The 24341-nt window shown below is 71.0% G+C and carries 17 protein-coding genes; 14 read left to right on the top strand and 3 right to left on the bottom strand.

Annotation, left to right across the window (positions count from 1 at the left end; all coding sequences use genetic code 11):
• The first annotated feature begins 101 nt into the window (after nucleotides 1-101).
• The 14 genes from nusG (at nucleotide 102) to OG871_RS16775 (ending at nucleotide 18796) form a co-directional block, all read left to right on the top strand.
• A complete protein-coding gene (gene nusG / locus OG871_RS16840) occupies nucleotides 102-998 on the top strand; it encodes a transcription termination/antitermination protein NusG (RefSeq protein WP_371497606.1) in 897 nt (298 codons plus the stop codon).
• A 162-nt stretch (nucleotides 999-1160) separates the two neighbouring features.
• Nucleotides 1161-1595, top strand: coding sequence for a 50S ribosomal protein L11 (rplK, locus tag OG871_RS16835; protein ID WP_350638176.1), 435 nt, complete (start codon nucleotides 1161-1163; stop codon nucleotides 1593-1595).
• A gap of 110 nt (nucleotides 1596-1705) precedes the next feature.
• A complete protein-coding gene (gene rplA, locus OG871_RS16830; RefSeq protein WP_371497605.1) occupies nucleotides 1706-2428 on the top strand; it encodes a 50S ribosomal protein L1 in 723 nt (240 codons plus the stop codon).
• 162 nt (nucleotides 2429-2590) lie between these two features.
• A complete protein-coding gene (locus OG871_RS16825; protein WP_371497604.1) occupies nucleotides 2591-3451 on the top strand; it encodes a hypothetical protein in 861 nt (286 codons plus the stop codon).
• Nucleotides 3452-3527: 76 nt separating this feature from the next.
• Nucleotides 3528-4406, top strand: a complete 879-nt coding sequence (locus OG871_RS16820; RefSeq protein WP_371497603.1) for a hypothetical protein — start codon at nucleotides 3528-3530, stop codon at nucleotides 4404-4406.
• A gap of 63 nt (nucleotides 4407-4469) precedes the next feature.
• Entirely contained in the window at nucleotides 4470-5408 is a 939-nt protein-coding gene (locus OG871_RS16815; RefSeq protein WP_371497602.1) for a hypothetical protein, read from the top strand.
• A 52-nt stretch (nucleotides 5409-5460) separates the two neighbouring features.
• Nucleotides 5461-6297 carry a hypothetical protein gene (locus tag OG871_RS16810; protein WP_371497601.1) on the top strand — a complete coding sequence of 279 codons (837 nt, stop codon included), beginning with the start codon at nucleotides 5461-5463 and terminating at the stop codon, nucleotides 6295-6297.
• Between the two features lie 376 nt (nucleotides 6298-6673).
• Nucleotides 6674-7237: a 50S ribosomal protein L10 gene (gene rplJ / locus OG871_RS16805; RefSeq protein ID WP_350638180.1), complete on the top strand. Its 564-nt coding sequence runs from the start codon at nucleotides 6674-6676 to the stop codon at nucleotides 7235-7237.
• A 90-nt stretch (nucleotides 7238-7327) separates the two neighbouring features.
• Nucleotides 7328-7711, top strand: a complete 384-nt coding sequence (gene rplL / locus OG871_RS16800; protein ID WP_371497600.1) for a 50S ribosomal protein L7/L12 — start codon at nucleotides 7328-7330, stop codon at nucleotides 7709-7711.
• A 757-nt stretch (nucleotides 7712-8468) separates the two neighbouring features.
• On the top strand, nucleotides 8469-11945 hold the full coding sequence (rpoB, locus tag OG871_RS16795) for a DNA-directed RNA polymerase subunit beta (protein WP_371497599.1): 3477 nt from the start codon (nucleotides 8469-8471) through the stop codon (nucleotides 11943-11945).
• 103 nt (nucleotides 11946-12048) lie between these two features.
• Nucleotides 12049-15942: a DNA-directed RNA polymerase subunit beta' gene (locus tag OG871_RS16790; protein ID WP_371497598.1), complete on the top strand. Its 3894-nt coding sequence runs from the start codon at nucleotides 12049-12051 to the stop codon at nucleotides 15940-15942.
• 196 nt (nucleotides 15943-16138) lie between these two features.
• Complete coding sequence (locus OG871_RS16785) at nucleotides 16139-16816, top strand: DUF4097 family beta strand repeat-containing protein (RefSeq protein ID WP_371497597.1); 678 nt, start codon at nucleotides 16139-16141, stop codon at nucleotides 16814-16816.
• A gap of 64 nt (nucleotides 16817-16880) precedes the next feature.
• The gene (locus OG871_RS16780; protein WP_371497596.1) at nucleotides 16881-18104 is read left to right on the top strand and encodes a sensor histidine kinase; all 1224 of its coding nucleotides are present in this window, start codon (nucleotides 16881-16883) and stop codon (nucleotides 18102-18104) included.
• Nucleotides 18105-18112: 8 nt separating this feature from the next.
• Entirely contained in the window at nucleotides 18113-18796 is a 684-nt protein-coding gene (locus OG871_RS16775) for a response regulator (RefSeq protein ID WP_371497595.1), read from the top strand.
• Nucleotides 18797-18915: 119 nt separating this feature from the next.
• Here OG871_RS16775 and OG871_RS16770 read toward each other — a convergent pair whose 3' ends face one another.
• The 3 genes from OG871_RS16770 to OG871_RS16760 form a co-directional block, all read right to left on the bottom strand.
• Nucleotides 18916-20736: a hypothetical protein gene (locus OG871_RS16770; protein ID WP_371497593.1), complete on the bottom strand. Its 1821-nt coding sequence runs from the start codon at nucleotides 20734-20736 to the stop codon at nucleotides 18916-18918.
• Nucleotides 20733-21797 (bottom strand): ATP-binding protein, encoded by a 1065-nt coding sequence (locus OG871_RS16765; protein ID WP_371497592.1) that lies wholly within the window; start codon nucleotides 21795-21797, stop codon nucleotides 20733-20735. Before OG871_RS16765 ends, OG871_RS16770 begins: the two co-directional genes overlap by 4 nt.
• A gap of 115 nt (nucleotides 21798-21912) precedes the next feature.
• Nucleotides 21913-24303: a helicase-associated domain-containing protein gene (locus OG871_RS16760; RefSeq protein ID WP_371497591.1), complete on the bottom strand. Its 2391-nt coding sequence runs from the start codon at nucleotides 24301-24303 to the stop codon at nucleotides 21913-21915.
• Between the last annotated feature and the right edge of the window lie 38 nt (nucleotides 24304-24341).

Here is a 24341-nt window from a genome sequence, read left to right as displayed (position 1 = left end):
GGTACTGTTGAGGTATCCGAGACTTTCCCGCCCGTACCCCTCAGGGCAGTCGGGTGGCCCGGAGCCGTTCCATCTCCACAACCAGGAAAGAAGCAGCGACCGTGTCTGAGTCCCCCCTGTACGACGCCGACGAGACCGTCCGCGAGGCGGATGTCGCGGCCGAGCTCGACGCGGCCGAGGCTGCTGACGCCGAGGCGGCCGAGGACATCCTGGACGCCGCCGACGCCGACGAGGACGAGGTCGAGGCTGCCGACGAGGCCGAGGCGGGCGTGCCGGCCGAGGAGGCCGCACTGCACGAGGTGGCCGAGGACGCCGCCGAGGCGCCCGTCGCCGACGAGGCCGACGAGGCCGTCGAGACCGACGAAGCCGTCGCCGAGGAGGCCGAGGGCGAGAGCGACCCGGTCGCCGAGTTCCGCGAGAAGCTCCGCCTCGCGCCGGGCGAGTGGTACGTCATCCACACCTACGCCGGCTACGAGAACCGCGTGAAGCAGAACCTCGAGCAGCGCTCGGTCTCGCTGAACGTCGAGGACCGCATCTTCGAGTCGGCCGTGCCGCAGGAAGAGGTCGTCCAGATCAAGAACGGCGACCGCAAGACCATCCGGCAGAACAAGCTCCCCGGCTACGTCCTGGTCCGGATGGAGCTGGACGCCGAGTCCTGGAACGTGGTCCGCAACACCCCGGGTGTCACCGGCTTCGTCGGCAACGCCTACGACCCGTACCCGCTGACCCTGGACGAGGTCGTCAAGATGCTCGCCCCGGACGTCGAGCGCCAGGCGGCCAAGGACGCGGGCAAGGCCTCGCCGGTCCGCCCGGTCGAGGTCCAGGTGCTCGACTTCGAGGTCGGCGACTCGGTCACCGTCACCGACGGTCCGTTCGCCACCCTGCAGGCGACCATCAACGAGATCAACCCGGACTCGAAGAAGGTCAAGGGCCTGGTCGAGATCTTCGGCCGGGAGACCCCGGTCGAGCTGTCCTTCGACCAGATCCAGAAGAACTAGTACCGGTCTTCGGGTCGAGGGCGGAGCGGCTGCTCCGCCCTCAACCCGTTTTGGTCCAGCGGCGCATCCGCGTTAGCCTGGTCCGATGTGTGTCCGCCCGGCCGGGTGTCGCGCCTGCCGCGGACGCACCAGCAATCACCTCTCGGAAGGACCCGGAGAGAAATGCCTCCCAAGAAGAAGAAGATCACGGGGCTCATCAAGCTCCAGATCAACGCCGGTGCCGCGAACCCGGCCCCGCCGGTCGGCCCCGCGCTGGGCCAGCACGGCGTCAACATCATGGAGTTCTGCAAGGCCTACAACGCTGCGACCGAGTCGCAGCGCGGCATGATCGTGCCGGTGGAGATCACGGTCTACGACGACCGCTCCTTCACCTTCATCACGAAGACGCCGCCGGCCGCGCGCCTCATCCTGAAGGCCGCGGGCGTGGACAAGGGTTCGGCCGAGCCGCACAAGACCAAGGTCGCCAAGCTCACCAGCGCCCAGGTCCGCGAGATCGCCACGGTCAAGCTCCCCGACCTGAACGCCAACGACCTGGACGCCGCGGCGAAGATCATCGCCGGCACCGCCCGGTCGATGGGCATCACCGTCGAGGGCTGATCAGCCCCTCAGTCCACCGTGGTAGGGCCCGCGCGGCCCGAATACACCACGACTCCTCCGCCCTCCTTGCCCGCCAACGGCCGGGAGGGGCCCAATCTTCAGGAGAAGCAGTGAAGCGCAGCAAGGCTCTCAAGGCCGCGGACGCCAAGGTCGACCGCAGCCGGCTCTACGCTCCCCTCGAGGCCATCCGCCTCGCGAAGGAGACCTCCACCACCAAGTTCGACGGCACCGTCGAGGTCGCCATGCGTCTGGGCGTCGACCCGCGCAAGGCCGACCAGATGGTCCGCAGCACCGTGATCCTCCCGCACGGCACCGGTAAGACCGCCCGGGTCCTGGTCTTCGCGACCGGCGACCGTGCCGAGGCCGCGCGTGCTGCGGGCGCCGACATCGTGGGCTCCGACGAGCTCATCGACGAGGTCGCCAAGGGTCGTCTGGACTTCGACGCCGTCGTCGCCACCCCGGACCTCATGGGCAAGGTCGGCCGCCTCGGCCGCGTGCTCGGTCCCCGTGGCCTGATGCCGAACCCGAAGACCGGCACCGTCACCCCCGATGTCACCAAGGCTGTCAACGACATCAAGGGCGGCAAGATCGAGTTCCGCGTCGACAAGCACTCGAACCTGCACTTCATCATCGGTAAGGTCTCCTTCACCGACGAGCAGCTGGTCGAGAACTACGGCGCCGCGCTCGAGGAGGTCCTCCGGGCCAAGCCGGCCGCCGCCAAGGGCCGCTACATCAAGAAGACCGCGGTCTCCACCACGGTGGGCCCCGGCATCCAGGTGGACCCGAACCGCACCCGCAACCTCCTGGTCGAGGAGGACCCGGCCGCTGTCTGAGCCCCCGTGCTCTGACCGGCCGCGTCCTGGGCGCGACTGATTTCCGCTTCGACGGGCCCGCATCCCCTTGCAGAGGGGGTGCGGGCCCGTCGGCGTACCCGGGCGGTTAGGCTCTGCGGACCCCCATCCCACCCGCCAGCCCACCCCCAGCGGAGTGCACTCGTGCGTATCGACAGGATCGCCGCCGTGGCCGGAGCAGCGCTGCTGCTCGGCTGCTCGGCAGGCTGCAGCGGCGGCGCCGCCGCGGACCCCGCCCCCACCGCGTCGCCCTCGGGGCAGTCCGCGACGGCGAGTGCCCGGCCCAGCACGCCCAAGGGGGTGGTGGAGGCGGCCGCCGACGCGCTGGACGCGGCCGGCAGCGCCCGCCTGCGGGTGGAGGAGGACAACCACCAGTACGGCCGCAGCACCGTGGAGGGCCTGGTCTCCTGGAAGTCCGGGGACGCCGACCTGGCGATCACCGAGAGCCGTGGCAAGGGCCGGCTCCGGCTGATCGGCGGGGTGCACTACGCCTCGTACCCGTGGCTGGCGACCGAGCTCAAGGGCCGGCACTGGGCGCAGGCCCCGCGGGAGGTGGCCGAGCAGCTGGACTCCGGCGGCACCCCGGCCGGGGTCTCGAAGAGCTTCACCGGGATCTGGCTGACCGGGATCACCGCCGGGCCGGCCGCGCCGCTGCGGCTGATGGCGGCGGCGGGGCAGCTCACCGAGGTCGGCGGGGAGGACCTGGGCGGGGTGCCGGTGACGCACTACCGCGGCAGCGCGCCGGTGGCCGCGTACCACGCCGCCGACGAGGGGCTCTCGGAGTCGGAGCGGGCGGCCACCCTGGCCTACTACCAGCGCCAGGGGGTGGTGTCGGTCGAGCACGACTACTGGCTGGACCAGAACGGCCGGCTGCTGAAGGCCCAGGAGAGCACCAAGGGAACGGGTGGTTCGGACACCATCGTCGAGGTGGTCACGGACCCCGGGACGCAGGTGGCGGTCACGGCTCCGGAACCGGCCGACACCCTGGTGCTGAACGGTTCATAACCCGTTGCAGGTCTGTCGCAGGGATCGACTAGAGTCCGGCACGCAAATGTATGAGAGAAACATAAGAGGGGGATCTGTGCGTACCCTGCGCATCGCTTCTGCGGTGGTCGTGTCCACCGTGCTCGTCGGCGCCCTGTCGGCCTGCAACAGCAAGTCCGGTGGCGACTCCGCCGGTGCGGCCTCGGGCGCCGCCTCGACCGCGGCCTCGGCGCCGGCGGCCAAGAAGGACCTGGACCCGAAGGAGGCCCTGACGGCCTCCGCCGCGGTGATGGAGAAGGCGGGCAACGCCAAGCTGACCATCACCGGCGACGACGGCGGCACCGGTGTCTTCTCGTGGAAGGCGCCGCAGGCGCTCGAGCTCTCGGTCAAGGACGAGGGCAAGGACATGAAGATGCTCTTCGTCAACGACGTGATGTACGTCGCTGCCGATGCGGAGATGGCCGCGATGTTCTCCGGCAAGAAGTGGATGAAGCTGGACCCGAAGGCCGGTGCCGTCCCCGGTGCGGAGGACCTGAACGCCTTCAGCAGCATGCTCCAGCTGCTCAACCCGGCTGTCGAGCTCGCCGCGAACGCCCAGGCGGGCAAGCTCAGCAAGGTCGGCCCGGAGAAGGTCGACGGCGCCGACACGGTGCACTACAAGAGCACCATCGCCGCGAAGGACCTGGTCGGCGCGATGGCCGGGCTGAGCCCCGAGCTCAAGGCGAGCATCCTCAAGGAGATCTCGAAGGACAGCGCCGAGTCCACCATGGACTTCTGGATCAACGAGAAGGGCGAGCTCGTCCAGATGGGCGGCACCGACCTGAACCCGGGCAAGGGTGCGGCCGCGGCCGCCTCCACCGCCGGCACCACCACCTTCAAGTACACCGAGCTGGGCAAGGCCACCGCCCCGACCGCCCCGCCGGCGGCCGAGGTGGCCGACATGTCCGAGCTGCTGAAGAGCCTCGGCACCAGCTGAGGTCCTAGCGATCCCCGGGCGCGGCCCTGCCGCGCCCGGGTCCGTCCCAGGGGGAGATGGCTCATGTTGAAGACCGGACGTACGTATCTCGCCGCCACCGCCGTCGTGCTGGCGCTCGCCGCCACCGGCTGCGGTACGAAGAACGGCACCGGCACGGGTGACCCGACCGCCGTGCCCACCGGCGCCACGAGCGCCGCGCCCACCGCGCAGGCCGTCGAGGTGGCGCCCGCCGCACTGCTCAAGCTGGTGGGGGAGAAGACCAGCGCGGCCAAGTCCGCGAAGGTGGAGGGCGTCACCGAGCTCCCCACCGGCAAGACCGCCATGCGCGGCTCGATCTCCTGGGACAACGGTCTCCAGGGCGAGCTGACCGGCAACGCCGGCGGCCCGATGGCCGACGCCCTCGCCAAGGCGGGCGGCGACGGCACCTTCACCGCCCGGTACCTCAGCGACGCGATGTACATCAACATGGGTGACGGGATGGCCTCCCAGCTGGGCGGCGCGCACTGGATCCGGTACGGCTACGCGGACCTCGCGAAGCTCATGGGCCCGGCGGGCGACAGCCTCAAGCAGCAGCTGCAGAACGCCGACCCGGTCAACTCGGTCCGCGCGCTGATCGCCTCCGGCCAGGTGACCAAGGCGGGCACCGAGGACGTGAACGGCACGAAGGCCACCCGCTACACCGGTGACCTCTCGGCCGCGGAGATCACGCAGGCCGCCGCCACGGGCCTGACCCAGGAGCAGATCGACGGACTGCAGAAGCAGTTCAAGGCCGCCGGAATCTCCACCGAGCACATCGAGGTCTGGGTCAGCTCGGACAACCTGCTGGTGAAGAAGGTCGAGCAGATCCAGACCACGGCCGGCACGGTCACCTCGACCGCGCAGTACTCCGACTACGGCACCTCGGCCGCGGTCAAGGCCCCGGGCCGGACGGACACCGTGGACTTCGCCGAGCTGATGAAGGGCGCGCAGGGCGCGGCCGGCGGATCCGCCCCGACCTCCTGAACCGAGGCGTGACAAGGTGGGGGAGCGAGCAACCGAAGCAGGGAGGGTCCGCATGCCGGTCCGGCACAAGGCCGCCGCCGCGGCGCTGGCCGTCCTGCTGGCCGGCGCCGCCGGGTGCAGCGGTGCGGCGAAGGCCGGTACCGGCCCGGCCACCGGCAGCCCGGCCGCCAGCTCGGCGCTCGCCACCCCCACCGACCACTCGCCGCACGGCATGCTCCTGACCGCCCAGCTGGCCATGCGCGACGCCCGGCGGGCGAAGTTCCGGCTGCCGCAGGAGGGTGCCACCGGGATGATCTTCTGGGCGCCCAAGACCGGCCTGCGGCTGGACCGCCCGGGCAGCGCCGAGCAGCTGATCGTCCTGGACACCACCGCCTACCTGGGCGGCGACCCGGACACCGCGGCCCGGCTGGGCGGCCGGCACTGGGAGAAGTACGGCGGGGCGTCCGCCGGCGGGTCCGGCGGCACCAAGGAGATCCCGTACTCCGGGCTGATCGACCAGCTCAACCCGATGGTGGCGCTGACCGCCGCGTGCGCGGCCGACCGGCCCGAGCTGGTCGGCGAGGAGCAGCTCCAGGACTCCACCGTCACCCACTACCGGGTGAGCACCACGGTCGAGGCCTACACCGCCGCGCAGACCCAGCTGCCCCCGGAGCGCCGGCGGGCGCTGCGCGAGGCGCTCGGGTCCGACAGCGGGCGGGTGCTCACCCTGGACCTCTGGCTCAACGACAAGGACCAGCTGGTCCAGCTCCGCCGGACCGGCCAGGCGCCGGGCCCGGCGGCGACCGTCGGGTACGGCGAGATCGCCGGCCCGCTCTCGCTCCAGGCCCCCGCCGAGGCCGACATCGTGGACCGGGGCGGTGCCGCCCTGCCGCCGGTGCCGGGCCTGTAGCCGCCCGAGGGGCCTGCGAGTCGCAGGCGGGCGGACCGGATTTGCCCGGTTCGGCAGGCGTCGAGTACGGTAGGGCTTGCCAAAGACCGCTGGTTGTTGTTCCGCGCCTTCACGGGTGTGGGCGACCGAAGGATCTGCGCTTCTGCGCAGACGGCCCGCGCAGGAGTGTTTGGAGCTTTGACTTCCGGTCCGTACGGTTCGCCGTGCGACTGTCGAGGTCGTCATGAGCCCCGTGCGACTGCGCACTGGGGCTCGATTTGTTTTTGCGGAGCATTCCGCAGGGTCTCTTCCTTCCGGCCGGTGTGTCCCAGGTGTTCGATGGTCGACTCCTCAAAGGTCGGCCCGACTTCGACATCACGGAAGGAGGCGTAAGCCTATGGCAAGGCCTGACAAGGCTGCTGACGTCGCCGAGATCACGGACAAGTTCCGTGCCTCGAACGCGGCCGTGCTGACCGAGTACCGCGGTCTGACGGTGAAGCAGATGAAGAATCTGCGTCGCTCGCTGGGGGACAACGCCCAGTACGCCGTGGTGAAGAACACGCTGACCAAGATCGCGGCGAACGAGGCCGGGATCTCTGCGCTGGACGACCTGTTCGCCGGTCCGACGGCTGTCGCCTTCGTCACCGGTGACCCGGTGGAGTCGGCGAAGGCTCTGCGTGACTTCGCCAAGGACAACCCCGCTCTCATCATCAAGGGCGGTGTCCTTGACGGTAAGGCGCTGTCCGCCGATGAGATCAAGAAGCTCGCGGACCTCGAGTCCCGCGAGGTGCTGCTCGCCAAGCTGGCCGGCGGCCTGAAGGCGTCCATGGCCAAGGCCGCGGCGACCTTCCAGGCTCCGCTGGTCGAGTTCGCTCGCACCGCCGAGGCGCTGCGCGCGAAGGTCGAGCAGGGCGGTGCCGGTACGCCGGCTCCCGCCGCCGAGGACGAGGCCGCGGAGTAGTTCCGCAGGCTCACGCCTCGCTGCGGGCCCGTACGCCCGCCATCCCGTACATCCGGCACCAACCTGCCGATTAAGTGGAAGGACGCCACCATGGCGAAGCTGTCCCAGGACGAGCTGCTCGCGCAGTTCGAGACCCTGACCCTGATCGAGCTCTCGGAGTTCGTCAAGGCGTTCGAGGAGAAGTTCGACGTCAAGGCTGCCGCCCCGGTCGCCGTTGCCGCCGCCGGTGGCGCCGTTGCCGCCCCCGAGGCCATCGAGGAGCAGGACGAGTTCGACGTCATCCTCGAGTCCGCCGGTGACAAGAAGATCCAGGTCATCAAGGAGGTGCGCGCCCTGACCTCCCTCGGCCTGAAGGAGGCCAAGGACCTCGTTGACGGCACCCCGAAGCCGGTCCTGGAGAAGGTTGCCAAGGACGCTGCCGAGAAGGCGAAGGCCCAGCTCGAGGCCGCTGGCGCCAAGGTCACCGTCAAGTGACTTCTCGCCCTCTCTGAGAGGGCGCGGGAGGCCGGGCCGATCACCCCTGTGGGTGGTCGGCCCGGCCTCTTTTCGTAGGCGGCGCACGGGGCGCGTGATCTTGCGTCGCCGGTCCGGCCCAGCGCGGGCTGGGCCGCTGTCGGTGCGCCCCGGTAAGGTGATCGCAGTCGTGGCCACCGGTCCCGGCCTCGGGCGTTGTGTAACGCGCGGGGGGCCGTGAGCGATGGTCCGTGCGAGGTCCGCACTGTGGTGGGGGCCTTGACGAACGGCACCCGGCGCGCGATTCTCGAGGCGCGCGCTGAGCGTGAAAGTCGGTTCCGCCGTCAGCCGGAGAGCCCCGGGTGGTTATACAAGGGCCCCGCTGGGAACTGACTACATGTGAGGTGCGACGGCCCGGGAGTCCCGGGTCGTCCGGCTGTACGAGAGCAGGGGCAACCCCTGCGGCGGTGCCCCTTGACAGGGGCGGCCGGCGCTCGGGTCGCGACCGGAGGGAGCGTCCGATTCGGTCTCCGAATCAGGGCTTGTCAGCAGTGTGCCTTTTGGCTACACTGTCCCTTTGCGCTGCCTGTTAGCTGCTCCGTGACTCGTCGCCCGGAGTCGGCGTTGCCCTGAAGGGGCCTGGCACCGCCTCCGTACAGCGGTTCTGACCTGGGGATTCACCCCCGGCGGAGTCGGCGGCCGGAGGTGGATCCTGGCTCGTCTAAGGTCCGGCCGGTATGCGCGTAGTGAGCTCCGAGCCCTCGGAAGGACCCCCCTCTTGGCCGCGCCGCGCAACGCCTCGAACAATTCCGCCGCATCCACCGCCCCGCTCCGCGTCTCGTTCGCGAAGATCAAGGAGCCTCTTGAGGTTCCGAACCTCCTGGCCCTGCAGACCGAGAGCTTTGACTGGCTGCTCGGTAATGCGGCCTGGAAGTCCCGGGTCGAGGCGGCTCTGGACAGTGGTCAGGACGTCCCGACCAAGTCCGGTCTGGAGGAGATCTTCGAGGAGATCTCCCCGATCGAGGACTTTTCCGGTTCGATGTCGCTGACCTTCCGCGACCACCGTTTCGAGCCGCCGAAGAACTCCATCGACGAGTGCAAGGACCGCGACTTCACCTTCGCGGCCCCGCTCTTCGTCACCGCCGAGTTCACCAACAACGAGACCGGTGAGATCAAGTCCCAGACGGTCTTCATGGGCGACTTCCCGCTCATGACCAACAAGGGCACGTTCATCATCAACGGCACCGAGCGTGTCGTCGTGTCCCAGCTGGTGCGCTCTCCCGGCGTCTACTTCGACTCCAGCCTGGACAAGGTGTCCGACAAGGACATCTTCTCCTGCAAGGTCATCCCCTCGCGTGGTGCCTGGCTGGAGATGGAGATCGACAAGCGCGACATGGTCGGTGTCCGCATCGACCGCAAGCGCAAGCAGTCGGTCACCGTTCTGCTCAAGGCCCTCGGCTGGACCAACGAGATGATTCTCGAGGAGTTCGGCGAGTACGAGTCGATGCGCGCCACCCTGGAGAAGGACCACACCCAGGGCCAGGACGACGCGCTGCTGGACATCTACCGCAAGCTGCGTCCGGGCGAGCCGCCCACGCGTGAGGCCGCCCAGACCCTTCTGGAGAACCTCTACTTCAACCCCAAGCGCTACGACCTCGCGAAGGTCGGCCGCTACAAGGTCAACCGCAAGCTCGGCAACGCGGAGTCGCTCGACTCCGGCGTGCTCACCGAGCCCGACATCATCGGTGCGATCAAGTACCTGGTGAAGCTGCACGCGGGTGAGGTCGAGTGGCGTGACGAGGACGGTCGCGACATCGTCATCGAGGTCGATGACATCGACCACTTCGGCAACCGTCGTCTGCGCAACGTCGGCGAGCTGATCCAGAACCAGGTCCGCACGGGTCTCGCCCGTATGGAGCGCGTCGTGCGCGAGCGCATGACGACCCAGGACGTCGAGGCGATCACGCCGCAGACCCTGATCAACATCCGGCCGGTCGTCGCCTCCATCAAGGAGTTCTTCGGCACCAGCCAGCTGTCCCAGTTCATGGACCAGACGAACCCGCTGTCGGGCCTGACCCACAAGCGCCGTCTGTCCGCCCTCGGCCCCGGTGGTCTGTCCCGCGAGCGGGCCGGCTTCGAGGTCCGAGACGTGCACCCGTCGCACTACGGCCGCATGTGTCCGATCGAGACCCCCGAAGGCCCGAACATCGGTCTGATCGGCTCGCTCGCCTCCTACGGCCGGGTCAACGCGTTCGGCTTCATCGAGACCCCGTACCGCAAGGTCATCGACGGTGTCGTGACCGAGCAGGTCGACTACCTCACCGCCGACGAGGAGGACCGCTTCGTCATCGCGCAGGCCAACGCCCCGCTGACGGACGACCTCCACTTCGCCGAGCCCCGCGTACTCGTCCGCCGCCGTGGCGGCGAGATCGACTACATCCCGGGCACCGAGATCGACTACATGGACGTCTCGCCGCGCCAGATGGTGTCGGTCGCGACCGCCATGATCCCGTTCCTCGAGCACGACGACGCCAACCGCGCGCTCATGGGCTCGAACATGATGCGTCAGGCGGTGCCGCTGCTGAAGAGCGAGGCCCCGCTGGTCGGTACCGGCATGGAGTACCGCTGCGCGGTCGACGCCGCCGACGTGATCACCGCCGAGAAGTCGGGCGTGGTCCAGGAGGTCTCGGCCGACTACGTCACCGTGGCCAACGACGACGGCACCTACACCACGTACCGGGCCGCCAAGTTCACCCGCTCCAACCAGGGCACCGCCTTCAACCAGAAGGTGCTCGTGGACGAGGGCTCCCGGGTCGAGGTCAACCAGGTGCTGGCCGACGGCCCCTGCACCGACGAGGGCGAGATGGCCCTCGGCAAGAACCTGCTCGTGGCGTTCATGTCCTGGGAGGGTCACAACTACGAGGACGCGATCATCCTGTCGCAGCGCCTCGTGCAGGACGACGTCCTCTCCTCGATCCACATCGAGGAGCACGAGGTCGACGCCCGTGACACCAAGCTGGGCCCCGAGGAGATCACCCGGGACATCCCGAACGTCTCCGAGGAGGTCCTCGCCGACCTCGACGAGCGCGGCATCATCCGCATCGGCGCCGATGTCGTCACCGGCGACATCCTGGTCGGCAAGGTCACGCCCAAGGGTGAGACCGAGCTGACCCCGGAGGAGCGCCTGCTGCGCGCGATCTTCGGTGAGAAGGCCCGTGAGGTCCGCGACACCTCGCTCAAGGTGCCGCACGGTGAGTCCGGCAAGGTCATCGGCGTCCGCGTCTTCGACCGCGAAGAGGGCGACGAGCTGCCCCCGGGCGTCAACCAGCTGGTCCGCGTCTACGTGGCCCAGAAGCGCAAGATCACCAACGGTGACAAGCTCGCCGGCCGTCACGGCAACAAGGGCGTCATCTCCAAGATCCTGCCGGTCGAGGACATGCCGTTCCTGGAGGACGGCACCCCGGTCGACATCATCCTGAACCCGCTGGGTGTCCCGTCCCGAATGAACCCGGGACAGGTCCTGGAGATCCACCTCGGCTGGCTCGCCAAGCAGGGCTGGGACGTCTCCGGCCTCGCGGAGGAGTGGGCCCAGCGTCTCCAGGCGATCGGCGCCGACCAGGTCCAGGGCGGCACCAACCTCGCCACCCCGGTCTTCGACGGTGCCCGCGAGGACGAGATCACCGGCATGCTGGACCACACCACGCTCACCCGCGACGGTGACCGCCTGGTGAACTCCACCGGCAAGGCCCGGCTCTTCGACGGCCGCTCCGGCGAGCCGTTCCCGATGCCGGTCTCGGTCGGCTACATGTACATCCTCAAGCTGCACCACCTGGTCGACGACAAGCTGCACGCCCGTTCGACCGGTCCGTACTCGATGATCACCCAGCAGCCGCTCGGTGGTAAGGCGCAGTTCGGTGGTCAGCGATTCGGTGAGATGGAGGTGTGGGCCCTCGAGGCGTACGGCGCCGCCTACGCCCTGCAGGAGCTGCTCACCATCAAGTCCGACGACGTCCTCGGCCGCGTGAAGGTCTACGAGGCCATCGTCAAGGGCGAGAACATCCCCGAGCCCGGCATTCCCGAGTCCTTCAAGGTCCTCATCAAGGAAATGCAGTCGCTCTGCCTCAACGTGGAGGTGCTGTCCTCGGACGGCCAGTCCATCGAGATGCGGGACTCCGACGAGGACGTGTTCCGCGCGGCCGAGGAGCTCGGCATTGACCTGTCCCGGCGCGAGCCGAGCAGCGTCGAAGAGGTCTGACGGAGGCCGGGCCGGCTGCCCCTCCTAGGCAGCCGGCCCGCCCCCAGGCCCCCCTCAGACCACAGATAAGACTCTCGAATTACGAAAGAGGGCTTGACGACCAGTGCTTGACGTCAACTTCTTCGACGAGCTCCGCATCGGCCTGGCCACCGCCGACGACATCCGCCAGTGGTCCCACGGCGAGGTCAAGAAGCCGGAGACCATCAACTACCGCACGCTGAAGCCGGAAAAGGATGGCCTTTTCTGCGAGAAGATCTTCGGTCCCACCCGGGACTGGGAGTGCTACTGCGGCAAGTACAAGCGTGTCCGCTTCAAGGGCATCATCTGCGAGCGCTGCGGCGTCGAGGTCACTCGCGCCAAGGTGCGCCGTGAGCGGATGGGCCACATCGAGCTGGCCGCCCCGGTCACCCACATCTGGTACTTCAAGGGTGTCCCGTCCCGCCTGGGCTACCTGCTGGACCTGGCGCCGAAGGACCTCGAGAAGGTCATCTACTTCGCCGCCTACATGATCACCTGGGTGGACGACGAGCGCCGCCAGCGTGACCTGCCGTCCCTCGAGGCGCACATCTCGGTCGAGCGTCAGCAGATCGAGAACCGCCGCGACGCCGACCTGGAAGGCCGGGCCAAGAAGGCCGAGACCGACCTGGCCGAGCTCGAGGCCGAGGGCGCCAAGGCCGACGTCCGCCGCAAGGTGCGCGAGGGCGCCGAGCGCGAGATGAAGCAGCTGCGCGACCGCGCCCAGCGTGAGCTGGACCGCCTCGATGAGGTGTGGGCCCGCTTCAAGAACCTCAAGGTCCAGGACCTCGAGGGCGACGAGCTGCTCTACCGCGAGCTGCGCGACCGCTTCGGCACCTACTTCTCCGGCTCGATGGGCGCCGCGGCGCTCAAGGACCGCCTGGAGAGCTTCGACCTCGCCGAGGAGGCCGAGCGCCTCCGCGAGATCATCCGCACCGGCAAGGGCCAGAAGAAGACCCGTGCGCTCAAGCGCCTCAAGGTCGTCTCCGCGTTCCTGCAGACCAGCAACAAGCCCAAGGGCATGGTGCTCGACTGCGTCCCGGTCATCCCGCCGGACCTGCGTCCGATGGTGCAGCTGGACGGTGGCCGCTTCGCGACCTCCGACCTGAACGACCTGTACCGCCGCGTGATCAACCGCAACAACCGCCTGAAGCGGCTTCTCGACCTCGGCGCGCCCGAGATCATCGTGAACAACGAGAAGCGCATGCTGCAGGAGGCCGTCGACGCGCTCTTCGACAACGGCCGTCGTGGTCGCCCGGTCACGGGCCCCGGCAACCGTCCGCTGAAGTCGCTGTCCGACATGCTCAAGGGCAAGCAGGGTCGTTTCCGTCAGAACCTGCTCGGCAAGCGCGTCGACTACTCGGCCCGTTCGGTCATCGTCGTCGGCCCGCAGCTCAAGCTGCACCAGTGCGGTCTGCCGAAGGCCATGGCGCTGGAGCTCTTCAAGCCGTTCGTGATGAAGCGCCTGGTCGACCTGAACCACGCGCAGAACATCAAGTCGGCCAAGCGCATGGTCGAGCGCGCCCGCCCGGTCGTGTGGGACGTCCTCGAAGAGGTCATCGCCGAGCACCCGGTGCTGCTGAACCGTGCGCCCACCCTGCACCGCCTCGGCATCCAGGCCTTCGAGCCCCAGCTGGTCGAGGGCAAGGCCATCCAGATCCACCCGCTCGTCTGCACCGCGTTCAACGCGGACTTCGACGGTGACCAGATGGCCGTCCACCTGCCGCTCTCCGCGGAGGCGCAGGCCGAGGCCCGCATCCTGATGCTGTCCTCGAACAACATCCTGAAGCCGGCCGACGGTCGCCCCGTCACCATGCCGACCCAGGACATGGTGCTCGGTCTGTTCTTCCTCACCTCGGACCGCGAGGAGGTGAAGGGCGGTGGCCGCTCCTTCTCCTCCACCGCCGAGGCGATCATGGCCTTCGACGCCCGGGAGCTGGACGTCCAGGCCCCGATCGAGCTGCGCCTGCCCGCCGGCACCGTGCCGCCGCGCGGCTGGACCGTGCCGGTGGACGAGGACGGCCAGCCGACCTGGTTCGAGGGCGAGTCGTTCCGGCTCAGCACCACCCTCGGCCGGGCGCTCTTCAACGAGCTGCTGCCGGAGAACTACCCGTTCGTCGACTACGAGGTGGGCAAGAAGCAGCTCTCCGCGATCGTCAACGACCTGGCCGAGCGCTACCCCAAGGTCGTCGTCGCCGCGACGCTGGACAACCTGAAGGCGGCCGGCTTCCACTGGTCGACCCGCTCGGGTGTCACCGTCTCGATCTCGGACGTCATCGTCCCGCCGAGCAAGCCCCAGATCCTCGAGGGCTACGAGGCGCAGGCCGAGAAGGTCCAGAAGCAGTACGAGCGCGGTCTGATCACCAACGACGAGCGCAAGAGCGAGCTCATCGGCATCTGGACCCGCGCGACCAACGAGGTCGCCGAGGCCATGTCCGCGAACTTCCCGAAGACCAACCCCATCTTCATGATGGTGGACTCGGGTGCCCGTGGAAACATGATGCAGATGCGTCAGATCGCCGGTATGCGTGGTCTGGTGTCGAACGCCAAGAACGAGACCATCCCGCGTCCCATCAAGGCCTCGTTCCGTGAGGGCCTGTCCGTGCTGGAGTACTTCATCTCCACCCACGGTGCCCGTAAGGGTCTGGCCGACACCGCCCTGCGTACCGCCGACTCCGGCTACCTCACCCGTCGTCTGGTCGACGTCTCCCAGGACGTCATCATTCGCGAGGAGGACTGCGGCACCGAGCGCGGCCTCAAGCTGCCGATCGGTTCCGTGGGTGCGGACGGCGTCCTGCGCAAGGCCGACGACGTCGAGACCAGCGTCTACGCCCGCATGCTCGCCGAGGACATCACGGTGGACGGCAAGCTCCTTGCCACCGCCAACACCGACCTCGGTGACGTGCTGATCGACGAGCTGATCCGGCACAACATCGCCGAGGTCAAGACCCGCTCGATCCTCACCTGTGAGTCCGCCGTCGGCACCTGTGCCATGTGCTACGGCCGCTCGCTGGCCACCGGCAAGCTGGTCGACATCGGTGAGGCGGTCGGCATCATCGCCGCCCAGTCCATCGGTGAGCCCGGTACCCAGCTGACCATGCGTACCTTCCACACCGGTGGTGTGGCGGGTGACGACATCACCCAGGGTCTGCCGCGTGTCGTCGAGCTCTTCGAGGCGCGTACCCCGAAGGGTGTCGCCCCGGTCTCCGAGGCCGACGGCCGGGTCCGCATCGAGGACACCGAGAAGACCCGCAAGATCGTCGTCACCCCCGACGACGGCACCGACGAGATCGCCTACCCGATCTCGAAGCGCATCAAGCTGCTGGTCAGCGAGGGCGAGGCGGTCTCCGTCGGCCAGAAGCTGACGGCCGGCACGATGAACCCGCACGACGTCCTGCGCATCATGGGCCAGCGTGCCGTCCAGATCCACCTGGTGGCCGAGGTCCAGAAGGTCTACAACTCGCAGGGTGTGTCGATCCACGACAAGCACATCGAGATCATCATCCGGCAGATGCTCCGCCGCGTGACGATCATCGAGTCGGGCGACGCCGAGCTGCTCCCGGGCGAGCTCGTCGAGCGCGGGCGCTTCGAGACCGAGAACCGTCGCGTGGTCTCCGAGGGCGGTCACCCCGCCTCCGGCCGTCCGCAGCTGATGGGTATCACCAAGGCCTCGCTGGCCACCGAGTCCTGGCTGTCGGCCGCCTCCTTCCAGGAGACGACCCGGGTGCTCACCGACGCGGCGATCCACGCCAAGTCGGACCCGCTGCTGGGCCTCAAGGAGAACGTCATCCTCGGCAAGCTCATCCCGGCCGGTACGGGTCTGCCCCGCTACCGCAACATCCGGGTCGAGCCGACCGAGGAGGCCAAGGCCGCGATGTACTCGGCCGTCGGCTACGACGACTACGACCTGTCGCCCTTCGGCGCCGGCTCCGGCCAGGCCGTCCCGCTGGACGACTACGACTACGGCCCGTACACCGGCTGAGGTCGAGGTTCCTGAACGCCGCAGGGCGGTCACCCCACTCGGGGTGGCCGCCCTGCGGCGTTTGGTCGATCCCCGACCCATCCCTGCGGGGGAGGCCGGAAGATCGCCCGGGCGGGCGATCCGGTCCGAGGGGCCCGGCGGGCAGGCTGGGGGCGTCGGGTCGGGGTGGCCGAGCCGGGGAGCGGGGGAGTTCGTGATGAGGCGTGCGCTGGCGTACGGGGTCGTGACGGCCGTGGTGGTCGGGGGGATGTCCGGGTGCTTCCTGTCGGACGAGGAGCGCCGGGACGTCGAGTACCCGGTGGAGGGGCAGGTCCGGCTGCTGGTGATCGAGGGATCCACCGGGGACATCAAGGTGACCGGAGGCGGCGACGCGGTACGGGTGACCGAGCAGCAGATGTACACCAAGCGAGCCCCGGAGACGATGCACGCGCTGGCCGACGGCACCCTGACGCTGCGATACCGCTGCCCGGACGGGAAGTGCGGGGTCGGCTACGAGGTGCAGGTGCCGGCCGGGACGGAGGTCCGGGTGCGCAGCTCGACCGGCGGGGTCCGGCTGGCGGGGCTGACCGCCGGGGTGGACGCCGAGTCCGGGACGGGGTCGATCAGCGCCGAGCGGCTCGGCTCCGCCACCGCCCGGCTGGTCACCGAGACGGGTGACGTGGGCGCGACGTTCACCACCTCGCCGAGCAACGTCCAGGCGCGCACGGACACCGGCAGCGTCAGCGTGCACGTCCCCCGGGGCGAGGAGTACGCGGTGACCGCCGCCACCGACACCGGATCGGTGAGCGTCTCGCTGCCCCGCCGGGACAGCGCGTCCCGCAGCATCGCCGCGAAGACCGGGACCGGTGACGTCACGCTCGTCGCCGATGCCTGAGCCCCACCCGGTACGGCATGATCACTCCTGGGCGGGTGACGCGGGGGACGCGGGAGGGACCGAGATGGGCGGGGACATCTGGGAGCGGGCGGCACGGCTGAACACGCGGGCCGCCGCGGCCGCCGGACGGCTCGGGGCCGGCGTCGGGGGCGCCCGCCCGTACGTGCTGGACACCGCGCTCGCCGCGGTGTCGGCGGCGCTCTCGGTCTGGGGTGTGGTCTTCGACCTCCTGAGCTGGCCGTGGTGGGTGTACCTGCTGGTGCTGGCGGCCACCGTGCCGCTGCCCTGGCGGCGGCGCGCGCCGTTCACGGTCTGGCTGCTGGTCGGGGCGCTGTCGCTGGTGCAGACGGTCGTGGCGCACTCGGTCGCGCCGCAGATCCCGCTCCACGAGGTGCTGGTGACGTACACCGTCGCCGACCGCGGCCGTGACTGGCAGCGCTGGCTGATTCTGGCGATCCTGGTGCCGGCCAACATCCTCGGCACCCACTCGCCGAACGGCATGCTGTTCAGCCTGCTGATGTCCGTCGGCTCGTTCATCATCGGCTCGCTGGTGCGCGAGCTGCGCAGGAGGGCCCGGGTGGCCGCGGAGCGGGCCCACCAGACCGGCATGCGGGCGGCCGCCGACGCGGCCCGCGCCGTCGCGGAGGAGCGCTCCCGGATCGCCCGCGAGATGCACGACATCCTGGCGCACGCCGTCTCGCTCATGGTGATCCAGGCCGAGGCGGGCCCGCTGGTGGTGCGCAGCGACCCGGACCGGGCGATCCGCACCTTCGACACCATCGCGGACTCCGGCCGGGACGCCATGGTGCAGCTGCGCCGGGTGCTCGGCGTCCTCAAGGAGGAGGGCGCGGGCCGGGAGCTGGCCCCGCAGCCGACCCTCGCCGAGCTGCCGGCCCTCGCCGAGCGGGTCCGCGCGTCGGGCCTGCGGGTCGAGCTGGCCGCGGTCCCCGGGGCCGGCGGCCGCGCCGTGCCGGCGGACGTGCAGGCGGCCGCGTACCGGATCGTGCAGGAGGCGCTGACCAACGTGGTGAAACACTCGGCGGGCGGCGCGGCCGTGGTCCGGGTCGACCGGGCGGGGGCGGTGCTGGAGGTGGTGGTGTCGGACGACGGCCGGGGGGTGCCGGTGGCCGCCGGCGCGGTGGTGAGCGGCTGGTCGGGCGGGCGCGGTCTGGTGGGCATCCGGGAACGGGCCGCGGCCTGCGGCGGCCGGGCCGAGGCCGGGCCGGGGCCGGACGGCCGGGGGTTCGTGGTGCGTGCCCGGTTCCCGCTGGGCGCGGAGCAGCTGTGAGGGAGAGCATGGGTTCGATACGGGTGGTGGTGGCGGACGACCAGGAGCTGGTGCGCGCCGGGTTCGGGATGATCCTGGACGCGCAGCCGGACATCGAGGTGGTCGGTGAGGCGGCCGACGGCGCGGAGGCGGTCGAGGCCGTCCGCGAGCACCGCCCCGACGTCCTGCTGCTGGACGTGCGGATGCCGGTGATGGACGGGCTGGAGGCGGCCCGGCGGGTCTGCGCCGAGTTCCCGGACTGCAAGGTGATCATGCTGACCACCTTCGACATCGACGACTACGTCTACGACGCGCTGTACGCGGGGGCGAGCGGCTTCCTGCTCAAGGACGTCCGCCGGGACGACCTGGCGCACGGCGTACGGATGGTCGCCTCCGGTGAGGCGCTGCTGGCGCCGTCCGTGACCAGACGGTTGATCGGCGAGTTCGCCGCCCGCCGGCCGGGCGCCCAGGGCGGCGGCCCGCCGCGACCGCAGTCCAGGCTGCTGGAACAGCTGACGGCGCGCGAGCAGGAGACGCTTCGGCTGCTGGCGCGGGGGATGTCCAACGCCGAGATCGCCGCCGAGCTGGTGGTCAGCGAACACACCGTCAAGACGCATGTCAGCAACGTGCTGAGCAAGCTGCGGCTGCGCGACCGGGTGCACGCGGTGGTCTTCGCGTACGAGTCCGGCGCGGTGGTGGCGGGGGACGGCTGACGGGCGACGGCTGGACGGGGTGCTCCGAGAGCGGCGCCGCAGGCCGGGTGGTGCGCTGCGACGCTGCTGCGGCAACACGGCAGGGGCGCGGTGGGGGTGCGTTCGGTGCGCCGGGGGTGTCAGCGGACGCGGAAGACCGGGCCGCGAGGGGTGAAGGGGAGTCCGGCGCCCTGGGGGACGAGGTAGGCGTGTTCGCGCCGTACCCGCAGGACGTCGCACTCGCCGTCGGTGATCACCAGTACCGGGGCGCCCGGCGGGAAGTCCGCGGCGCGCTCCAGCAGGTCGATGCCGGGCTGCAGGACGGTGCCGCCCCGGCCGCGGACCCGGACCCGCCCCGCGATGTCCTCGGGCGGCAGGTAGCCGGCGTCGTACGGCGCGGCGTCGCAGAACACCACCCGGGCGGCCGGGACTTCGCGGGCGGCGGCGTAGGAGGCGATCGCACCCAGCGCCTTGCCGAGCAGCCGCCGGTCCATCGAGCCGGAGGTGTCCAGGACGACGCCGAAGGTGCAGCGGGCCACCTCCTCGGGCGGGAAGTACCGTCCGGCGCGCGGGATGTCCGGGGTGGAGGCCTGGCGGCGGGAGGGGCGGGCGTAGCTGCGCTGCGCGACCGGGGACGGGACGAACTCGTCGAACCAGCGGGCCAGTTGCGCGTCCCAGGGCAGGGGCGGGTGGGCGAGTGCGCGGATCTCCTCGACCAGCCCGGCCGGGAGGTGGCCGCGTTCGCGCTCGTGCAGGTCGAAGCCCTGTTGCAGGCCGCGGCGGTAGAAGTCGTCCAGGTCGACGTAGTCGCGCGGGGGGCCGAGTGGTTCGCCGAGCACGTCCGGCTGTCCCTTGCCGGCGAGGGTGGCCAGGCGTCGGATGCGGCGCTGGTCGCGGACGATCCGGTCGTAGACCTCCTCGGCCGAGAGCCCCTTCAGCTCGGGGTCGTGCAGCAGGCCGTCGGGCATCTCGCCGACGCCCATCTCCAGCAGCCAGCCGTTGATCACGTAGTCGGCGGCGACGTTGAACAGGTACGGGTCGCGGGCCCCGCAGCGGTCGCCGTGCCGCAGCGCGGCGTGCAGCATCTCGTGGGCCAGGATGAACCGCCACTCCTGGTCGCTGTAGTGGCGCAGCGGGTTGAGGTAGATCTCGCCGGCCGCGGCGCTGACGGCGGCGATCGCGATGCCGCGGGCACGGGCGAGTTCGGCGTCGGCGACCAGGGTGATGCCGGCGGCCAGGCCGCCGAGCAGCGGGTACGAGGAGATGAACCAGTTGAGTGCCTTGGTCCACGGGCGTTCGGGGGTGCGTTCGCCGGTCAGTTCGTCGCGGCGGCCGCCGGCCACGTCCATCGCGGCGGACATGGTGCGGGTGAGCGCGGCGGCGAAGGCCACGGTCCAGTCCTCGGGCCTGCCGTGGTGCTCGGACCAGGGCAGGAGCAGTTGGTCGGGACCGGTGCCGCCGACGTCCGGGAGCGCCGGCAGGCCGTCGCGGCGCCAGCGGGCGGCGAGTACCTCCTCGTCCCCGGCCGGGAGGACGGGCAGGTCGAACGGGGGACGGCCGGCGGTGAAGGTGGCCTGGAAGCGGATGACCACCGCGCAGCGGGCGGCCAGTTCGTGGTCGTCGGGTGCGGTGCGGCGGCCCTCGGCGGCCGGTACGTGGCCGAAGCCCAGGTGGAGCAGGCAGTGCGCGAGTACCCAGGCCCACTCGGCGGGCTCGGCGCGGCGACGCGGGTCGGCGTGGACGGTGCCGTTGGAGTCGGCGACCGCCCAGCCGTTGGTGGGGCACAGCTCACAGTCGGGTGACCGGCAGATCCGGGCGCCCACCGAGGCGAGCGCGTGGTTGGTGTGCAGCAGGCGGACGCCTGCGGCGAAGGCCTCGGCGTTCGGGTCGGGGACCGGCTCCTTGGCGCCCTTGCCTGACGTGGCTGACGTGCCGGACCTGGTGGTCCGCGCGGGCGTCACCGGCGGGCCTCGACCAGGCGGGGCATGTCCCGGGCGGCCTCGATCAGGAACCAGGCGGGCAGCACGGGGTTGCCGTCCGGCCCGTCCGCGATCACGGTCTGGGCCACCTCGACCGAGATCTCGGCCAGCTGGACCAGCAGGGACTTGGCCCGGTAGGCGGTCTGCCGCAGCGCGTTGGAGACGTGCTCCTTGCGTGCGGGCAGCTCCTTGACCAGGCGGGTGCGGAAGGAGTCGGCCAGGTAGTAGAGCAGGTCGCGGTCCTCGGGCCGGTGCGGCCAGCGGGCGTCGCCCTTGAGGATCGCGTCCAGGCCGTAGGAGTTGCGGACGATCTTGGCGTAGCCGCAGAAGCTCACCGCGTGCTGCGGCGTGAGCAGTCCGTGCGCGAGCACCTTGAGGGTCGGCTCCTCCAGGGTCGGGCCGAAGGAGTGCAGCGCGTCGGAGAGCATGTGCCAGGCGCGCGGGGTGGAGAACGGCTCCTCGGTCTTCGGCGGCGCGGACCACAGGTGGTCGGGGCGGTCGGTCAGGTAGTCCGTCACCCAGGGATGGATGCCGTTGCCGGCGGCCCAGCCGAGCCAGTCGGTGGCGCTGGCCCGCAGGTGCACGTGGACCAGCCGGTTGACCAGGGCGGACGCCATCGGACGGGCCAGCGCGCCGTCGGTGGCCCGGTTGCCGGCACCGATCACGATCGAGCCGGGCGGCAGCTCGTAGGAGCCGATCCGGCGGTCCAGGATGAGCGAGTAGAAGGCCTTCTGGACGTCCGGGGTGGCGGCGTTGAGCTCGTCCAGGAACAGGCAGTACGGCTCCTCGCGGGCGATCGACTCCGGCGGGCAGAACCGCGACCGGCCGTCCGCCGTGATCTGCGGGACGCCGACCAGGTCCTCCGGCGCCAGCTGGGTACCGATCAGACTCACACACTCCAACCCCAGCGAGTCCGCGAACTCCCGTACCAGCGAGGACTTGCCGATCCCGGGCGCGCCCCACAGGAACACCGGCCGGACGGTGGCCAGGCCGAGCAGCAGCTCGGGGACCTCGGACGGTGAGACGGCGACGGCACCCTGCACGGGACTCCTTCGGTACGTGGATTCCCGTGCAGTCTGGGCCCGCCGGGCCCGGGCCGCACCCGGTTTTCGCGCAGCCCGGCAGCCCGGCAGCCCGGCAGCCCGGCGGCGCCGCCGCTCAGCCCAGCAGCGCGGCCGCGAGCGCGGCCGCCGATCCCGGCCCGCGGCCGTGGTGCTGGCGTGCGGCGGCGAGTTCGGGCATCTCGACGGCAGCGCGCTCCTCGGGGGCCCGCTCGATCACGGTGGTGCCGGTCTCCGCCTCCAGGACCGGGGCGTAGCCCGCCAGGCGCAGTGCGGCCAGGGTGTCGGTGGGGGAGGCGGTGCTGATCAGGACGGTGGGGGCGATCCGGCGCAGGCCGAGCCTGGTGAGCGCGCGGGCCTTGGAGAGCTCCAGGACGAGGGCCTCGTCGTCGGAGCGCAGGCAGCAGGACGAGCGCACCACCCGGACCCGGCCGTGGGTGCGGGCGGTGTCCTTGACCAGGTACTCCAGGGTCTGTGGCAGCGGGAGCGCGCCCTCGGAGACCTCGGTGAGGCGGGCCAGCAGGTCGTCGGCGTCCGCGCCCGCGTCCAGCGCACGCCGGACCGAGGCCGGGCCGATCCGCCAGACCACGGCGTGGCCGTCGGACTCGCGATCGGCCACCGAGCCCAGCAGGTCGGCCAGGTCGGGTGCCGGGGCGCCGGCCACCACGACGGTGAGGTCGGCCTGGAACCGGGCCGTGGTGAGCGGCGTCGGCACCAGTTCGGCGAGTGCGGTCCGCAGTTCCTCGACGGCCCGGGCCAGTTCCGGGTGTCCGGTTAGGGACGGTCCCGCGCCGGGGACGGCGGGGAACCAGCGGTCCGCGCCGGCGCGCAGCAGCGCCAGCACGGCGTGCCCGACGGGGGTGAGCGCGCCGTGGGCGACCACTCCGAGCAGTTCGGCCTCGGTCAGGGTGGCCCGGGCCAGGACGGACTGTTCGTCCGCGTCGCCGACGGCCACGGGCAGGTGCCAACGGGCGGCGTCGGTCAGCTCGCCGAGGGCCCCGGCGTCCAGCCCGGCCACGGCACCCAGGCCCTGCCCCGCGGGCAGCAGGGCCAGCGCCTCCAGCAGGGCGTGGCGCAGCGGTACGGCGTCCGGATCCTGCGGGGTGACCAGGGCGACCGGGGTGTCGCCCTCGTCCGGCCAGTGGCTGAACACCTCGGGGGTGACGGCCCAGGTGGCGATCAGCGGTACCAGGCGGTCGGCGGGCGGGGCCGCCAGCCAGCCGTCGTACCGGTCGGTGGGCAGCATCCGGGCCGGCGGCGGCGGGGCCGGCTTGCGGCCGCGGGTCGGCGGCGGGGTGTCGCGGTGCGGTGAGATCAGGCCCGCGTTGGCGGTGAGGTCGAGCCAGAACCGGGTGTGCTGCTCGCTCGCGCCGACGGCCTTGGCGAGCCGGCGGGTGTCCCGGACGGCGATGCCGCCGGTCCGGCGGACGGCGAGCGGAGCCGCGGCGGTCGCCCTGAGCAGCAGCTCCACCTGTGAGACGGCCGCGGTGACGGCGGCCTGCGCCTCGCCCGCGGACCGCTGCGGCAGCGGCCGGGCGCCGTGGACGGCGGGCGGTTCGGGGGTGAAGGGCAGGGCCTCGTCGGGGTCGCGCAGGGCCGTGCCGACCTCGTACGGCAGCTCGACGAGGTCGACCCCGACCGGGACCAGCAGGCCGCGCGCGGCCAGCCAGTCCGTCCCCGGGTCACCCGAACCGCCCGGGCGGAAGTGGAACCTGCTCGCCGCACCGTAGTAGCCGCCGGCGTCCGGGACGAAGCAGCGGGTGTGCAGCAGCGGGCCCTCGGAGAGGAGGGAGGCGAGCAGTCGTACGGCCTCGACGGGGGCGCCCGCGGCCAGCCGGCACACGGCCGCGGTGTCCTGCAGCCAGTCGACGATCTGCCGCTGCGCCGCGTCCCGGTTCTGGGCCGGGGTCAGGCCGAGGGTGTCCTCGATCAGGCGGATCTCGGCGGCCTTGTAGGCCTCGGAGAGCAGGACGGCGGCCGGGCGGCCCAGCCCGCGCAGCTCGGCGGAGCGCTGGTGCAGGACGGCCGGCACGGTGAGCCGGGGGCCGTGCGGCGGCAGGAGCAGGGCGCGTTCGGCCAGGCCGTCCAGGAACGGTGCGGCGCGCTCGCCCAGCTCGTCGAGCAACAGGGCCCGCGGGACGGTGCGTTCGGCCGGGTCGGGCGGCCGGACGGCGAACCCGCCGGGCCGGTAGGACGGCCGGCCGCCGGTGAAGCCCGCCGGGCCGGCGCCGGCCGCCGCGACCGGCAGCGGGCCGTGCAGGCGCTCGGCGAGCGCCGAGACCGCGGTCAGGACCTGGAGTTCGGCCAGGTTGAGCGCGTTCATCCCGATCAGGGTGGAGGTCGCGGTCAGCAGGTGGTCCGCGAGCTGAAGCGGGTCGTCCAGGCCGGGGCCTGCCGAGTACGGCAGCAGCCGCTGCTCCAGCAGTTCGGTCAGCTGGGCGGGGGTGCGGGTGGTCAGCCAGGTCTGGAGGGCTTCGGCGCTGGTCACCCGGCCACGGTAACGGAACGCGGGCGCCCGGCGGAGGC

Source organism: Kitasatospora sp. NBC_00374 (genome assembly GCF_041434935.1).
In the GTDB taxonomy this organism is placed as follows: domain Bacteria; phylum Actinomycetota; class Actinomycetes; order Streptomycetales; family Streptomycetaceae; genus Kitasatospora.
This window is presented reverse-complemented; position numbering and strand designations above follow the sequence as displayed.